Origin of the sequence: Bacillus sp. FSL H8-0547, assembly GCA_038002745.1 — a bacterium.
Classification (GTDB): domain Bacteria; phylum Bacillota; class Bacilli; order Bacillales; family Bacillaceae; genus Bacillus_P.
This window is the reverse complement of sequence record JBBODD010000001.1, coordinates 2,182,475-2,199,502: the sequence shown is the minus strand read 5'-3', so window position 1 is coordinate 2,199,502 and position 17,028 is coordinate 2,182,475. Positions and strand designations below refer to the sequence as shown.

Sequence of the window (17,028 nt, the reverse complement as noted above, 5' to 3'; positions counted from 1 at the left end):
TTGCAATTATTATTTTGTTAAGAATCTGTTGCGGCTATTCTAAGTTTGAACGCTTTTTGAACAAATTCCTGCTACTTCAGGAGCTTCCGGTAAAACGCTGTCAGTTTCTTCTCTTCTGATTCCCAATTATAGACGGTTTCGAAACTTTTTCGGCCGTTCCAACCAAAACTTTCTGCCTGTCCGGGATTCTCAAGCAGGGCGGAAAGCGCACCGGCAATTGCCGAGGGACTCTCAGGGTCAACGAGCCGTCCGCTGTTTGAGTTCTCCACTACTTTTCTGTAGTGCGGAAAATCAGAAGCCACTACCGCTATTCCAGCTGCCATATATTCAAACAGTTTATTTGGCAGACAGACTAAATGATTGGGCTCAGGCAGATAAGGAATTACGCCAATGGATGCTCTGGACAAATACGATTCGATCTCAGAGTAAGGCACGCTTCCGGCAAATGTGATTCGGTCAGAATGCCCGCTTTTCTCAACCATTTCCTTGATCTCTCTTTCAAACGCTTCTGATTCAAATCTCCCTACAAATAGAAAGGCTGCATCAGGATGCTTGTCCGCCGTCATGATGAACGCCTCCGTCATCTGCCTGATCCCCCGGATTGGCGTTATCCCTCCAAGATATAAAACAAGGCTGCGGTCCTTTTGGCTATCATGACGGACGCTGAACATATCTGTCAGCGGATAATTTTCAATTTTGCATGACCGGTATTTTTGATATCTCTCCCCTACCTCATCCGTTGTATAAATCACGCCGGATAAAATCGGAAGGCAGATTTTTTCGATCATCTCATACGCAAACCGCACCGGCTTCTTAAGCCAGCGTTTTAAATATTTCTTGCTCATGATGGCATTCGGATAGTGCTCATGTGCATCAAAAATGACGGGCTTGCCTGTCATGATGCGCAGCAGTGTACCCGCAGGGATCAGCTCAGGGTCATGAAAATGATAGAGATCCGCACCCGTTTTTCTGGCCGTTTTCATAACCGTCAGTGTATGTAAAAACCGTTTAAGCTCTGATTTCGGCTTTTCGACGGGCACTATTTTAATGGAATCATCCAGAACAGCATCAGGTTTTGGCGCGACAAGCGTCACATCATAACCCGCCTTCTGCAGCGACTTGCATTGTTTATGGTAAATGCGTCCGTCATACGCCTGGTGGACAGAGGTGATGACACATATTTTCTTCATGGGCTTATCCATTCCTTTTCAGATCAAAGTTGTAACTTTTCCATTAATACTTTACACTAATATATTGACATATCCTAATATTTTATGGAAAGGGATTACTATGCGAATTATTTACATTACACAGCACTTTCCGCCTGAAATAGGTGCAGCTCAGGGACGTGCATTTGATATGAGCACAAACCTTTCAAACTTGGGCCATGATCTGCATGTGCTGACGGCCTTTCCAAAGCCATCCTCAACATTATTCAGCAAAGAGAAGGTAAATAAACTGTCTGTTTACCGATCTTTTCAAATACGTGATACGAAAAAGAGCTCCATACGCCGGCTCGCCAACTATTTATCCTTTATGGTATCGAGCATTTTCAGCGGTTTCAGAGTCAGAAAGCCGGATATTGTATATGCGACCTCCCCTCAGCTTTTCCAGGGTGTGACGGGATATATACTGAGCAGGATCCACAGAACAAAGTTCGTCTTTGAAGTCCGCGATTTATGGGTCGACTTCGCTGAGATTCTCGGCCAGTTCAAAAACAAGCGCCTGCTGGACCTTGCAAGAAAGCTTGAAAGGTTCATTTATAATAGAGCGGATTTGATTGTTGTCGTGACGCACGGCTACAAAGACCGTCTGATTGGCATGGGTATTTCAGCCGATAAAATCATCGTGATTCCAAACGGCGTCAACCCGCCGTCACTTGAAGCTCCCGCGCATGCACATGATGTAAAAAAAGATCTTGGCATCGAAAATCAGTTCCTTGTCCTCTACACTGGAAATATCGGTGCTGCCCAAGGTCTTCAAACCATCATTGAAGCAGCAGACAAGCTTAAACATGACCCAAGTGTCTGTTTCCTTTTCATCGGGGAAGGCGTTGAAAAAGAACCCTTAACAGAAAAGGCCGCTTCGATGGGACTGACAAATGTACGTTTTCTTGAGGGCAAACGAAAAGAGGATCTTGCCTCCTACTACGAAAGTGCGGACCTTGGCATCGTCAGCCTGAAAAAACATCCGCTGTTTGAAATTACAATTCCATCAAAGATATTTGATTATATGTCCGTCTCGCTGCCTGTCCTGATTGGCGTGGAAGGTGAGGCAAAGGAAATCGTTGAAGCAAATGGGGCCGGCTTCCCATTTGAGCCTGAAAACGCAGATGACTTTATCCGCGCTTTAAAGCTTGCTCAAAGTCAGCCTGAACGTCTCCTGACCATGAAAAAAGGACTGCGCGGCCACCTGCTTCAGTCGTTTAACCGGGAAACGCAGGCAAAGGAGCTGTCTGATGCTCTTCAAAAGCTGCAGAAATGACCGTTACTTGCCGAAGTGGACGTTTTAGTTGCCGAAAATAACTCTTTAGTTGCCGGCTAGACCATTTCACTTGCAGCTTTTCATGGATTACTTGCCAAATCTGCTTCATTACTTGAATTTTCCCATCCGCTTCCAATGAGAAGCAAACAAAAGACCTGATGCCGCAGCATCAGGTCTTTTGTTTTTTACACTTCAAATGGAACAGGCTTATCGCTGCGCTTCTCGAAATGATGCAGAATCGCTTCCACAATTCGTCTAGAAGCTTCGCCGTCGCCATATGGGTTGGATGCCTTAGACATCGCCTCATAGCGTTCTTTATCGTTCAGCAGCTCATAGGCAAGCTGATAAATGGTTTCTTCTTCTGTACCTGCAAGCTTCAGTGTGCCTGCTTCAATACCTTCAGGGCGCTCAGTTGTGTCGCGCAATACTAGAACAGGAACTCCAAGTGAAGGAGCCTCCTCCTGCACGCCGCCTGAATCTGTCAAAATGATGTGAGCTTTAGCTGCAAAGTTATGGAAATCATAGACGCCAAGCGGCTCAATCAAGTGAATGCGAGGATCATTTCCAAGCACCTCATCCGCAACCTCGCGCACTGCAGGATTTAAGTGAACAGGGTATACAACCTGAACATCTTCATGCTCTGTAATCAGGCGTTTAATCGCACGGAACATGTTTCTCATCGGCTGGCCAAGATTTTCCCGTCTGTGTGCTGTTAAAAGAATCATGCGGTCAGATCCCACTTTTTCAAGGACTTCATGCGTGTATTCTTCTTTTACCGTTGTTTTCAGTGCATCAATCGCTGTGTTTCCAGTTATGTAGATCGTTTCGCCCTTCTTATTTTCCTGAAGCAGGTTTTGCTCCGCTTTGTTTGTCGGCGCGAAATGAAGATCAGCAATAACGCCTGTGATCTGGCGGTTCACTTCTTCAGGGAACGGAGAATACTTGTTCCACGTTCTGAGCCCTGCTTCAACGTGTCCTACAGCAATCTGGTTGTAGAATGCTGCTAAGCTTGCGACAAACGTAGTGGTTGTGTCGCCGTGCACAAGAACAAGATCAGGCTTCACTTCTTTCATGACTTCATCAAGGCCTTCAAGCGCCTTTGTCGTAACACCGGTAAGAGTCTGGCGGTCCTTCATAATGTTCAGGTCGTGATCCGGTTTGACTTCAAACAATTCCAGAACCTGATCAAGCATTTGACGGTGCTGGGCCGTTACCGTAACAATCGAATCAATTTCATCCGGATATTTTTCAAGCTCCAGTACAAGCGGCGCCATTTTGATCGCTTCCGGTCTTGTCCCGAAGATTGTCATGACTTTTAATTTGCGGTCCATATATTCTAACTCCTTTTATGTCCAATTAGGATGATTATATCATTAAGCAGAAAGAGAGTTGTTTTCTATAGTATTAAGATTTGTCTTCAATAATATTTCAGGTCTTTCAAAAAAGATGCGGTATTAAAACCGCATCACAGATTATTATACATCTCAGCAAGCTTTCTGCTTTCTGCTTCCCAGGTTAAAACTCTCCTTGCCTGCAGGCAGTTTTGCCGGTAGTACTCGTAATTGTTCTTCACTTTCATGATCCCGGCCTTGATGCCTTCTGTTGTTTCTTCAGCAAGAACACCTGTCCTGTACTCATCGATTACGACCGATTTACCGGGATGGTTAGAAGAAACAGCAGGAACGCCGGCCTGCAGATATTCAAACATTTTGTTCGGTGTGGAGTAATAGTTGTTTTTTGAAACTTTCTCATACATCACAAGGCCAATATCCGCCTTCCGAGTGTAATAGAAGAGATCCTCTGACGGCACCTGGTCATGAAAAAACACACGGTCTGATAAGCCGAGAGACTCAGCAAGCCTCATCAGTTCCTCTTTAAGTATGCCGGAGCCGATCATGACGAGCTTAAAGCTCTCAGGCAGTTCAGCCATTGTTTTAAGAATCAGATCAAGGCCGCGGTATGGAGAAAAACCGCCCTGATAAAGCAGTACCGTATCTTCTTCTCTGAAGGGATAATTCCAGTCAATCGGCTTATTGCCGGCCAGCATCTCTTCAGAAAAAAGCGGGATATTTTGAATGAGCACGCATGGCTTTTCTCCGTTGCGTTCAAACAAATAATCTCTCAAATACGGATTCACCGTCACAAGCCTGTCTATTTTCCGGAAAAGATGCTTTTCCATCTTATAGCCGACAAAGCGGTCAAGCTCATTGCGGCCTGCCATTTCATTGAAAATTTCATGGGCATCATAAATCAGCTTAGCGGAGAAATCCTTTGCAAGCATGCTGCCCTGCCATAGCGTATTCAGGTCATGACAGTGAACAGCATCTATTTTAAGGTCTCCCACTTTGCTTTTTACTTTTTTATAAAACTCATAATACGCCATGTAATCTTTCAGTATTTTGACTAAGGGCAGTCTGGCAGCCCGTACGACTGCACGTTTCAGACCCGACCGTTTCGGCGCCTGTCCCTGATTTGTACCCGAAATGGCCGCCTTCATGCTTTTAACAGAAATAGGGAGACGCATCAGATGAATATTGGTATGTAGAAAAGGGTCCTGCTCCTGAAACTCGCGGACGCAGGCAAGGTAAACGTTATGTCCCGCTTCCGCAAGAGCCAGGGCCTCCCTTTTTACTCTGGCATCATAAGGAATATCCTTATACAGCAGCATGAGGATGTTCATTATTTTGCCTGTTTCATGAACTCATCGTATTCTTTGACGATCGGTCCTGTTTCACCGACTGCTTTTTGCTCGCCGAGATGAATCCAGACGACGCGGTCGCAGATGGCTCTTACAAGGTTTGATGAGTGTGTGACTAAGATAACGGTTCTGTCCTGCTTGATTTTCTCCATAATGGCATTTCGGCACTTTTGCTGGAAAGCTGTGTCTCCAACTCCAAGTACTTCGTCAATCAGAAGAATTTCAGGATCAAGCGAAATCGCCGTAGCAAAAGCAAGTCTCGATTTCATCCCTGCCGAATAGGTGCGGACAGGCTTGTAAATAAAATCGCCAAGCTCGGAAAACTCAATAATGTCATCAATCTTCTCATCAATCTGCTTCTTTTTATGGCCAAGGAGGAGTCCATTCAAATAGATGTTCTCGATTCCGGGAAGCTCAGGCTGGAAGCCCGCTCCAAGTGAAAGAAGAACCGGATGCTCGTCATCCTTGATGTTAAATGTGCCTTTATCAGGCGAAATCAGGCCGCTGAGCAGCTTTAAAAGCGTACTTTTCCCAGAGCCGTTCCGTCCGATGACACCTAAAACCTCGCCTTTTTTCACTTCGAAATTAAGGCCCTTCAGCGCCCAGAAACGATCATCTTGCTTATGCATATTCAATAATTTCTTTAACGGCTTCTCCGTAAATTCCGGATAAGAAACCCAAAGATCTTCAACTTCGATTATAGTATCAGTCAATTAAATCACCTTAGCATATTCTTTTTCATTTTTGTTCAGCAAACGAATTCCGAAATACAGGATTGCAAGAGAAACTACCGTTAAAATAAGGAGCGGGATCCACTCAGGCGCTCTGCCGTAAATCAGCACGTCTCTATAGGATTCCAGAATCGTTGTAAAAGGATTCAGATAGAGCAGCGGAACAAGCTTGTCCGGCACTGTGCTCATTTCAAATAAAACGGGTGATAAGTAAAGTAAAACACGGGAAATATACTGCATCATATTTTTAACATCCCGAATAAAAACACCTAAGTGTGCAAGGAAAATCATAACGCCAAGCAGGCAGAATGCATTGATAATAAAAATCAGCGGGAATAAGAGAACATAAGGTGTAAACTCTGTTCCGAAAATAACCAAAAACAAGATAAGCACGACGGCGCTAATTAAAAACTTAATGCAGTTTACAAGCAGCCGCACAACAACAAAAATAATTTTGGGCACATACACCTGCTGCAGAATATTCCCTTTGGATGAAATCGAGTTCGTTCCATCAACAAGTGCAGCTGTAACGAATTTTAAAGGAATAAGCCCTGTGAAGATAATGATCGGGTAGTTTGGCGTACCCCGGTCAAGAATGACCACGACCAGTAAATAAAAGATTGCCATATAAAAAATTGGATCAAGGATCCACCATAAAAAACCGAAATACGTTCTTGAATTGTTCGCTTTAAAGTCAGAAGCAGTCAAGTGATAGATCAGGTCTTTGTTGGATTTAATGGCCTTAAATGTATCAAGTAGCATAAGATGTTCTCCTAACTCACAAAATGTTGCACCTTCCTAATAATATACCTAGTCCAAAGACCTTTCAAGTTTTAGAGGGATTTGTAAAAGTTTTGACATACCCAAAAATAGCAGGTTCCCTTATAACATCCAGTGCCTCTTCTTACTCCAGTATCCCCGCTTTCCCTCTATTCAGCCCCTGTGCAGGATTTACCCGCAATGCGCTCCATTTAATCAATGGAAGGAAGCTCCGGAATAAAAAAAGACCATAAACTAATATGGTCCCCATTTCGTCTTTTTTCTTACTTAACGAATTTGTAAAGGTTGCCGAAGTTGATGTACGTGATCTCTTCAGGGCAGTTCTTTACAACGTTTTTCGTGTCAAAGATACGTTTTGTTTTCATTGCTGTGAAGTCAGAAGCATCAAGTGCTTTGAATTCGTTATGGTCTGTCAGAACAAGTACAAGGTCTGATTGCTCTGTTGCTTTTTTGATGTCTTTTTCTACCCAGTCTTTTTGAACATGCGGGTCGTATGCGATGACTTCGTTTGCACCGGCCATTTTAAGCTGCTGGTAGATGTCCATTGCAGGACTTTCACGGATGTCATCGACGTTTCCTTTGTATGTTAATCCGAAGACTGTAATTTTCTTGTCGTCAAGTCCGCCAAGCATTTTTGATACGTTTTCTACAACAAAGGAAGGCATAGAAACGTTAATGTCGCGCGCCTGGTAGATGAGTTTAGCCTGCTCCGGAGCTTCTGCCACGATGAAGTACGGGTCAACTGCAAGACAGTGTCCGCCAACGCCAGGTCCAGGGTGGTGAAGGTTTACACGCGGATGCTTGTTGGCCATTTCGATAACGTCAAGAGCATTGATATCAAGCTCCGTACAAATTTTCACAAGCTCATTTGCAAGTGAAATGTTGACGTCGCGAAATGTGTTTTCCATAAGCTTGGACATTTCAGCTGTTTTAGCATCTGTCAGGATCAGTTCGCCTTGAACGAATGTTCCGTATACTTTTGATCCTGCTTCTTTACAAGCTTCTGTCACACCGCCGATGATGCGGTTGTTGTGAATAAGCTCATGCATGATTTGTCCAGGCAGAACGCGCTCAGGACAATGCACAAGGAAAATGTCTTCGCCGATTGTATAGCCGTGCTTTTCAAGAAGCGGCTTTACATGGTCGTCTGTTGTACGCGGTGCGATGGTTGATTCTACGATGACCGTGTTGCCTTTTTCAAGGAAAGGAATCATCATTTCAACTGCGCTCAGTACATATTTTAAATCGACTGATTTATATTGATCGTCTTTATTTGGAGTTGGAACGGCAATAATGAATACGTCTGCTTTTTCAGGCTGTGTTGATGCTTTGAATTTGCCGGAAGCCATTACTTCTTCAAGCGCTTCCTGCAATCCAGGCTCTTCAATATGAATTTTGCCTTGGTTTAATGAATCAACAACATGCTGCTGGACATCTACGCCTAGCACGTCAACGCCATGCTTTGCAAACATAATAGAAGTCGGCAGTCCGATATAACCAAGACCTAGTGTTGCGATCTTCATGTGAATTCTCCTCCAGTTGGTTGTTCAAAAATTTCCCTCATACCACATTACAGCTTAGGAAACACTGTGTCAATGATTTCAGCTGCCCTGCTCTAAGAGAACTTTCTCTTCCTTTTTTTCTTTAATTTCATTCAGTTCCGCCTGAATCATTTTATGCTTGCCGCACTGGAACCTGACGATATGCGCAGCTTCCTCTGATTTTTGCAGAAAGGCTTTTGGATTGTAGTAAAGATATTCAATAGCTTCTGCAAGTCCCATGTAGTCTTCCCCTTTTGCAAGGAAACCGCATGAATCATCAATAAATTCAGGGATGGCGTAAACGGCTGATGTTACTGGCACAAGACCGCTTGACATAGCCTCTCCCAAAGATACCCCTTGCGAATCCATCCGTGATGGACTTAAAAAGACGCCGTGGGATTTATGCTGCTCTGCAATTTCTTTCTGGGACAGGAAGTAATTGTGCAGGTGAACGTTCGGAATCCCTTTAAGCGGCTCGACTGTTTCGTTCCACAAAGGACCCTGGCCGAAAATATCAAAGGTCAGATCTTCGAAGAACGGTTTGTCCTTCAGTGCAAGGATTGCTTTCACGGTCTGGTCATTCGCATACGTTCTTGAAGCAAACGGGCGAATCGTTAAGATCCGTTTGCGCTGCTCTTCTGTCTTTTCTACATAATCAAACAGCTCGTCATCAATGGAATTATGAATGATGCTGTAATTTTGGATGATGGTGTTTGTATCTTTTTCAGCAACGTTCTCTTTGTACCATTTCGAAACGAAGATGAATTTTATGTCGTCATCTTCCGTGGTGTAAAGATCTGCCATGAAATCAAGCTGCGCCTGATTGCGCTTCGCATATTCAAGGCTATTGCGGATTTCTTTTGTGCTCTGGTAAAAGTTGAACCAGCGGCGGTACCATTTTGTTGTCTCAAACCCGTGCACCCATACAAGCTTTGGCGTGTAGCGCGCTTTTGACTTGCGGACAGCACGGTACATTCTTTCATTGATAAAGTGAAACATCACTTTCTTATATGGCTTCGCATTTAAAAGGTTTGTCAGCGCATCCTCTCCGCCAATATAGACGGGCACACCTTCATAAACGTAGTGAGCGATACTTGCCGGAGATGTGTTCAATCGGTAGATGGCGCAATTAATGCCATTTTCCCGGTACCCGAGCACACGTTTATGAACGAACATGTTCTGGTAATACGTGTTTTTCTCGGGATACACATTCGTGACAATCAGGTAGTCAGTTTCAGGATGTCTTAAAAACAGTTCTTTCTGACTGTCTGAAGTCAGCACGTTGTAAGCTGAAACAGAAAAGTCTGTAATAGCTGCTTCTCCTGACCCTGAAAGTCTGATACCAATGGAATAGCTCGCCACATTCGCAGGGAAGCTTAAATTCATTTCACTTCCAAGCGGATTGTACTGAACATATACCTTATCGTCATTTCTGTCATAGCCGACAATGACCTGCTGCACCTGAACCCCGCTGCTTACTGTACCGTCAATTCTTGCGATGTACGTATAGCCCGGGTTCAGACTGCGGTCAACCCTATTGCCTTTATTATAATAAAGAATGATCGGACCGGCGTCTTTTGTCAGCTGGGCAATCTTGATGTCCAGCTGTGCGCCTCCGTCAATCTGAACATCAAAGCTTTTCTTTGTATCTTTCGGCCATTTATCAAAAAAAGTGATTTTTTTAACCGGCTCTTTCAGCATGATGTCCCCTCCCGTCAATTGAAAAATATGAGACATACCTTTATTTTCTGCGTTTTAGTCCCCAATATTTCAACTGTAATTTTCCAAGTTTGGAATTTTGCAGTTTTGTCAATTTTGTCTGCAGCTGGCTGATGGTACGCTCTTTTTCCTCAAGAAGCTTTTTCTGCTGTTCCTGTCCTGCTGAAATCATTTCTGGAGAGATGCCGGATCTTTTCAGTCCTGCAGCTTCCTGTTTGCTGATCAGCTCGCCAAGGTTCTCCCTTGACTCCACATCATCGGCAATAGCTGTCAGGATTGTTTTAAATTCCTGCTCCATTTCTTTCTTGTCCTGAATCAGGCGGTCGGCAAGCTGGCTTAGTCTCTCAAGCTCCTCTTGATCTGTGCCTGCTGTATGCTGAAGTTCCATTTCCTTCTTTTTAACCCAGCTCTTTTCGAATACTGTGTCAGCGGCTGATCCGCCGTCAGCAGCTGCGGGTTTAGGCGGAGCGATCGGTGCTTTTTCCAGTTTTCGTGCTTTCTTTCCGGAAAATTTCTTCGCTACCATTTTGTCAAAAACAGTGCCTGCAGCTCTTGCATCATTTAGTGGAGACAAATAAGTGATGCCTTCACTTTGACCGAGAATACTGCCTTCTTCATAAACGCCCCAAATGTCCGTGCCGCTACCTTTATAGTCGCTCAATTTAGACGGCAGATAAGGATTGATCGGCTTGTTGTCTTTCGTTGTTGAATCATTGACAACCAGGCAGTCGAACTTTGTGCAAAGGTTCAGGAACGTGTAGAAATCGACAAACCCGTTGACAATAATGGAGTCCTCAAGCGGATCGTTTTTAAGCTGATCTTCAAGCTCTGTCGGTTTGGCCGTAAAGACATGGATCAGGACTTTGCGCTGAGTATCCGCGTGTGCTTCTTTTAAACCCGAGAACAAGTCGTTCAGGTTCCGCTTGCTGTAGAAGTTTCCAAAGTAAGCAACGTTCACATGGTCTTCCGATAGAAGCGGATAATCGAATTCCTCCATGTGGTAATAGCTTTCCGGCAATGTCGGATGCGGCTCGATGACAACTTTCTGCTTAATGATCGGCTTAATTTCCTCAATCGGGAACATGTCCATCATGTACTGATACTGATTTTTGTTTGTGAAAATCAGTTCATCTGCAAAAATATACGGAAGGTATTCGCACCATACAAATAGACTTGCATCGTTTGGAGACGGGAACCCTGCTTTTTTCACATCTGCTTCAAGCTGCTTTAAATATCCCTGATCCGTAATATCAACAAGACGTTTCTTAGCCTCGATGTCGTAGATCAATGGATCGGAGAATTCAGCGACCCATTTTGTCTGAGGGTATTTCTTTTTGTACTCATACGCCAGGAAGTGGGAGGCTGCCCACATCGCACGGCTGAATACCTGCTTATGAACGCCGTTTTTCTCAACTAATTCGTTTGCGCCTTTCATCCCCATGTCTACGAACGTTTTAATATGGGCCCAGTGTGAAAAGCTCGACGGTGAATTAATTGGAAGTCTTGTATGAATTAAATCATCCACCATTTGGTTCAGGGATGCATTTTTTGTCCGGACTTTGTCCATCGTATTGTAGATGACATCTGAAACCTTGCCTGCCTCTCTCATACGCTTCGCCATAACATTCCCGGCTGTGTCGTTATAAGGAGGGAAGCAGTATGAAACAACCAGCTGCTCAACGCGGTCCTTGTTCAGCAGATGGTACGGGAAGTAAACAGGTCTTCTTGACGAAATCTCTTTCATGATGCGGTCATATTCATCTTTATGCTCTTCATAGTATTTCACGATGAACGAGACCTGTGCATTGATCTTTCTTTCGATAAAGTCGCGCTTTTCAAAAGGCAGATCGGGAACGAGAAGGCTGTTCATCTTCTCAATACAGTCAGCGCGCTGTATCACGTTAAAATCAAACGTCATTGCCTGGCGGGAAATCGAATTTTCCCGAAGGGTTCTATAATAGACAGCCTTTTTGGTTAAAGGAGCCACAACAAACTGAAGGTCATTTTTAACAAGCAGCTCTGTGAAAAAGACAACGTCTTCTCCGCTCTTTAACTTTTCATCAAATTTGTATTTTTGAACATACAAAGTCGGAATAAGTTTGCATGCATTGATTGTCAGAACAGAATGCAGCTTCATATACGGACTTTGTTTGCTGATGACGGACTTTAAAATCTGGCGGTTGATCGGATTGGAAGATTGAATGTTTCCGCTCGGCTCAACATTGTAAATTTGAGAAATAACAACTGTATCAGGCTTTGCCTGCTTGTACATTTCCTCAAGGAAGTTGGCAGACAGATAATCGTCATCGTCAAGGAACGTGACATATTCACGTGCTGCAAGCGAAATTCCCTTATTGCGCGCAATCGATGCTCCTGCCTCGTCCATTGTCACAACACGGATATTGGACATGTTTCTTTCCAGAGCAATCTGTCCGATCATCTCTTCTGTATTGTCTTTTTCGCCGTTAATGACAATGATCACTTCAAACAAGGAATGATCAATTGTCTGATCAGCCAATGAAATCAGGCATTTTCTGATGACATTTTCACCTTTATAGGTTGGGATAATAACGCTGATGCCTTTATCGTAGAGGGGCTTTTCATTTTTCCGCACATGCTCCTCTTCGATGTCATACCCCATTTTCTTTGCTCTAGTTAGTCGGACTTTCTCTAAACGTTTGAGTATTTCCACTTTAAGCATTATTTCTTACCTCTTCCGGCTAGTTTTTTCTTCAATGCCCAGTACTTCAGCTGAACTCTGCCAAATCGGGATTTTTTAAGGACATTATAGCGGTGCTCAATATAAGATGCTTTTCGGTTCGCATCTTCAATTTTATTAACGGCTGCAAGAGCTGCTTTCAGGGCATCTTCTTCGCGGTTTAAAAGCTCAACTGTCTCAATCTGAAGCTGGCGGATATATTCCTCCTGCTTTGCAATCTGTGCTTTCAGCTCTTCATAATGCCTGTCGCCAGATTCTTTAGGCTGCTGAAGCTCTTTCAGCTCTTTTTCCTGTTTTGCATTCTGCCCTGCAAGTGTTCCGATGCGCTGCATATAATCTCTTTCCAAGGCGTAGAATCCCTGTTCAAGCTTCTGCAGATTCTCTTTTGTATAAAAAGGCAGATTTTCTTCAGGAGAAGCGGTGCAGACAACGCCTGACCATCTTCCTAAATAATCAAAGGACTCAATTTTAAAATGAGCGCCGATTTGTTCTGCCAATAATGAGTAATAGTACGTTCGTTTATGGTCGATAAAATCATTTATGCCAAACGGGACGGTGACAATCAGTCTGCCGCCCGGCTTAAGATGAGCCAGGGTTTTCTTAAGGAAAGCTTCAGGATCACTGATATGCTCAAGCACCTCTGTCAGAAGGATCGTATCATAATCCTTTTCAATTTCGTCATCAGTCATGAAATTCGATACTTTGAATGTGACAGAAGCTTGAACGGACGGATGTTCCTTGCCAAGCTCTTTAATGGCGTAATCGATCGATTCCCGGGAGATATCGATTCCATCTACTTTTTTGCCTTCCCGTCCGAGGAGGATGGCATTAATACCTTGTGAACAGCCAATATCCAGCACCTTGTTTCCAGTAACACGTGTCACAATCCAGTTGATGCGTTCTCTCGTTTTTTTGCTGAAATCCGTTCCTAAAGCTCCATAATAAGCTTCATTGACGCGATCTATGATATTTTTACTCAAAAAAACTCCTCCAATTAGCTAATGGCTTAACGTAAGTTGTATAAGTTCTATATGTAGTTTTTGCATAATTTTTCGACGTATTCTGCAAGGACCTACTTATTATATCGAATATAGTCTTTCGTTAACAACCATAAAAAAACCTGAAACCGCGGATCACGTGTTTCAGGTCTTTTTGTTTCACTTGCCGTTCTTCCACAGGTAGAAATCGTTTACGCCCTGTGTGATGGCTTCTGCAGCTTTGTTTTTGCCGTCGTATGTTTTGAAAATGGCCGCGTCTTTTGTATTTGAGATAAAGCCCATTTCAACAAGGACAGATCTTGTGTAGTTTTTGTCGATCACGTAAAACTCTGCTTTTTTTGTGCTTCTGTCTCTTGTGCCGAGTGCCTTGATTAATCTTGCCTGAATAAATTCCGCAAGCTTTGCACTGTCATCCTTCTCACCTTGGGTAAGAGAAGAAGTCCTGAAGCTATTACTTGCTTTCGAACTGTTTGCAGATGCAGCTGCACTTGCATTCGAACCGTTTGTTGCAAAAGTTTCTGTGCCGTTTGCTGATGCAGCTGTACTCGCATTCATGTGAAGACTGACAAAGACACCGGCATTTTTCGTATAAGTAAAGTCCGTCCGTTCATTTAATGAAAGAAACGTGTCATTATCTCTTGTCATGTAGACATTGTAGCCAAGCTTTTTCAGTTTATCTGAAGCAAGCTTTCCGACATCAAGCACAACCGCTTTTTCCTGAAGACCGTTGCCGATGGCGCCAGGATCTTTCCCCCCATGCCCCGGATCAAGCACGATCGTCTTAGAAAGAGCTGTTTCTTTAGGCTGCGGTTCAAGAGTCAGGTAGCTCGTCTTCACAAACCCCGTTTTTCCGCTGTATCTGACAGAAATCCATTCTTCCTTCAGTTCTTCAGGATTCAGGATTTCCACTTGCTTCCCTTGAGGAATGGTCAGGATAATGCTTGAAGCGGTTGTTTTTTGAGAGCGGAGATTTAATCCCTCTCTTACGTAGTAAGTAAGATCTTCCGCTTCAACAGGTATAGGCTTGTTCACAATGTCAGCCGATGGCACATAGGCATCTTTTCCGTTAAAAGATGTTACAGCCCAACCGTTAGAAATGCTGCCTTTTTTAATTTTCAATTGATTATTTAGTAAAAGAGAGGCAAGCTTGCCTGAAGATGTGCTGTTTGAATGGTAAATGCCCGTATTTTTATTGGCGTAATATGTAAAATAAACGGCCGCAGCAGGCTTGCTTGCAATGCTGCTGTACGGGGCGTATCCTTTCAGGCCATTGTACTCAATCCGGCTCCACCCGTTTTGAACGCTGCCTTTTTTCACTTTTACTGCAGAATCTAATGATACTGTTCTTTTCGGTGTGGCCGTATTTCTTTCATTATATAGAGTGAAATCTTTCACCGCATAATAGGTAAAGTAGACTGGAGCCTTGGATGTCAGCTTGGAATAGTCCGCAAAATAGATTTTTCCGTTGTGCAGAATTTCCACCCATCCATTTAATACCGTTCCTTTTCCCACTTTGATGATCGCATCTTCCGCAATCGATCCGTAGCGTTTCGCATGAGTCCCTCTTCCCGCGTAAAAACTCACCGGTTCTTTTGTATAGTAGCTGAAATAGATTTTTGCCGGCTTTTTGTTAGTAATAAAAGATGATTTCGCATAAAGCGTTTTGCCGTTCAGCTGAATTTTTGCCCAGCCGTTCTTGATTGCGCCTTGTTTTACAGCAAAGGCAGTCTGAAATGGAACATTTAATGCTTTGGCATAATGATCGCCAGGTCCTGTCCGTGCTTGAAAGTCATTTTTGGCATAGTAGGTAAAGGCGGCAGCTGCTTCTGCCTGATGAGCCGGCATTGCCTGAAAGACTCCAGCAGTCAGCAGTAAAACGGCCAGCATGCTGGCGAAAAGCTTTTTCATTCTATTTGTTCCTCCCGGTTGATTGATACTGGGACTTTTTTCCGCACAGTCCACTCCTTTTATATATCGCATCCAACTGGGAAAACTTTAGAAAAATCCCCAAAAAAATGGCCCTCAAATTTGAGGGCAGTCATGCACGTACAATTTCTTTTCTTCCTACAGAAATGTAAGTCATCCAGGCCGGAATATCCCGGAGACTGTAAATGTTTCTGCCGTCAAAGAGCAGCGGCCGCTTCATTTTTTCACGGTAAAGATCCATCGGATAAGAAGTGATGGAGTCCCACTCTGTCACGATAAAAGCTGCGTCAGCCCCTTCAATCGCTTGTGAAACGGAGTCACAGTAAGTGATGGAATCTCCGAGGACTTTACGGGCCTCTTCTGCTGCGATTGGATCATAGCCCGAAACATCCGCCCCCTGTTTAACAAGCTCTTTGGCAAGGACCAGAGATGCCGCTTCGCGCACATCATCTGTATTTGGCTTAAAAGCGAGACCAAGAAGGGCTACTTTTTTCCCGGAAAGGCTGCCCATATGCTTTCTGGCAGATTCAATCAGCTTCAGCGGCTGGCGGTTGTTAACCGAAATAACCGAATCGAGCAGATCAAACTGGTGCTGCACATTTCCCGCAAGCTGAACGAGGGCTTTCGTATCCTTTGGAAAACAGGAGCCGCCGTACCCGATGCCTGCTTTTAAAAACTGCGGTCCGATCCGCGCATCTTTTCCGATGCCTTCTGCCACATCCTCAATATCCGCTCCAAGCTTCTCGCAGATGTTGGCAATTTCATTGATAAAGCTGATTTTTGTGGCCAGAAACGCATTTGCTGCATACTTAATCATTTCTGCACTCCGGATGTCAGTCCGGACGACAGGAATGCCAAGTGGCTTGTAAAGTTCTTCAAGCAGGTCACCGGCCGATGCCGTCTCTGAACCGACGACAATGCGGTCTCCATGGAACGTATCATGAATCGCTGACCCTTCCCTTAAGAATTCAGGGTTGGATACAATCTCAACTTTAACGGAGAGAGGCTTATGCTGATTGATCACATTCAGCACATGTTCATTTGTCCCGACCGGAACGGTGCTTTTCACCGCGACCACGACATCCTTTTTCAGCTGTTTCGCCATTTGCTCGGCTGCGGCGTTTACATATGTAAGATTAGCTGAGCCATCCTCATTCTCAGGTGTCCCAACCGCGATGAAGATCACGTTGCTCTCCCCGTATGCCTGTGCTGAATCAGTCGTAAAATCAAGACGGCCAGCCTCATGATTTTTCTTCATCAGCTCTTCTAAACCCGGTTCATAGATAGGTGAAATCCCCTGAGTCAGCTTTGCGATTTTCTCCTCGTCAATGTCCACACATGTTACGCGGTGCCCGATTTCTGCAAGGCACACACCTGTAACCAGTCCTACATATCCTGTTCCGGCTACTGATACTCTCAAAAGAATCCTACC

General features: G+C 44.2%; 12 protein-coding genes. 1 reads left to right on the top strand and 11 read right to left on the bottom strand.

Features of this window, described 5'->3' with window-relative positions; genetic code table 11:
- Positions 1 to 71 precede the first annotated feature (71 nt).
- The gene (locus MHB63_10760) at positions 72 to 1,190 is read right to left on the bottom strand and encodes a glycosyltransferase family 4 protein (GenBank protein MEK3807013.1); all 1,119 of its coding nucleotides are present in this window, start codon (positions 1,188 to 1,190) and stop codon (positions 72 to 74) included.
- Positions 1,191 to 1,290: 100 nt separating this feature from the next.
- Between MHB63_10760 and MHB63_10755 the strand changes: the two genes are divergently transcribed.
- Positions 1,291 to 2,484, top strand: coding sequence for a glycosyltransferase family 4 protein (locus MHB63_10755; protein ID MEK3807012.1), 1,194 nt, complete (start codon positions 1,291 to 1,293; stop codon positions 2,482 to 2,484).
- A gap of 185 nt (positions 2,485 to 2,669) precedes the next feature.
- Here MHB63_10755 and wecB read toward each other — a convergent pair whose 3' ends face one another.
- From wecB to MHB63_10705, 10 genes are all read right to left on the bottom strand, one after another.
- Positions 2,670 to 3,815 carry a UDP-N-acetylglucosamine 2-epimerase (non-hydrolyzing) gene (gene wecB, locus MHB63_10750; protein ID MEK3807011.1) on the bottom strand — a complete coding sequence of 382 codons (1,146 nt, stop codon included), beginning with the start codon at positions 3,813 to 3,815 and terminating at the stop codon, positions 2,670 to 2,672.
- Positions 3,816 to 3,949: 134 nt separating this feature from the next.
- Complete coding sequence (locus MHB63_10745) at positions 3,950 to 5,164, bottom strand: glycosyltransferase (protein ID MEK3807010.1); 1,215 nt, start codon at positions 5,162 to 5,164, stop codon at positions 3,950 to 3,952.
- Complete coding sequence (locus tag MHB63_10740) at positions 5,164 to 5,895, bottom strand: ABC transporter ATP-binding protein (protein MEK3807009.1); 732 nt, start codon at positions 5,893 to 5,895, stop codon at positions 5,164 to 5,166. The genes MHB63_10745 and MHB63_10740 overlap by 1 nt, the downstream gene beginning before the upstream one ends.
- Positions 5,896 to 6,675, bottom strand: coding sequence for an ABC transporter permease (locus MHB63_10735; protein ID MEK3807008.1), 780 nt, complete (start codon positions 6,673 to 6,675; stop codon positions 5,896 to 5,898).
- 281 nt (positions 6,676 to 6,956) lie between these two features.
- Positions 6,957 to 8,216, bottom strand: a complete 1,260-nt coding sequence (locus MHB63_10730; GenBank protein MEK3807007.1) for a nucleotide sugar dehydrogenase — start codon at positions 8,214 to 8,216, stop codon at positions 6,957 to 6,959.
- 78 nt (positions 8,217 to 8,294) lie between these two features.
- Positions 8,295 to 9,935, bottom strand: coding sequence for a glycosyltransferase family 4 protein (locus tag MHB63_10725; protein ID MEK3807006.1), 1,641 nt, complete (start codon positions 9,933 to 9,935; stop codon positions 8,295 to 8,297).
- A gap of 40 nt (positions 9,936 to 9,975) precedes the next feature.
- The gene (locus tag MHB63_10720) at positions 9,976 to 12,654 is read right to left on the bottom strand and encodes a glycosyltransferase family 2 protein (GenBank protein MEK3807005.1); all 2,679 of its coding nucleotides are present in this window, start codon (positions 12,652 to 12,654) and stop codon (positions 9,976 to 9,978) included.
- Positions 12,654 to 13,652, bottom strand: a complete 999-nt coding sequence (locus MHB63_10715; protein ID MEK3807004.1) for a methyltransferase domain-containing protein — start codon at positions 13,650 to 13,652, stop codon at positions 12,654 to 12,656. Before MHB63_10715 ends, MHB63_10720 begins: the two co-directional genes overlap by 1 nt.
- A gap of 177 nt (positions 13,653 to 13,829) precedes the next feature.
- Complete coding sequence (locus MHB63_10710) at positions 13,830 to 15,578, bottom strand: N-acetylmuramoyl-L-alanine amidase (protein ID MEK3807003.1); 1,749 nt, start codon at positions 15,576 to 15,578, stop codon at positions 13,830 to 13,832.
- Positions 15,579 to 15,708: 130 nt separating this feature from the next.
- Complete coding sequence (locus MHB63_10705; protein MEK3807002.1) at positions 15,709 to 17,016, bottom strand: UDP-glucose/GDP-mannose dehydrogenase family protein; 1,308 nt, start codon at positions 17,014 to 17,016, stop codon at positions 15,709 to 15,711.
- Positions 17,017 to 17,028: the final 12 nt, after the last annotated feature.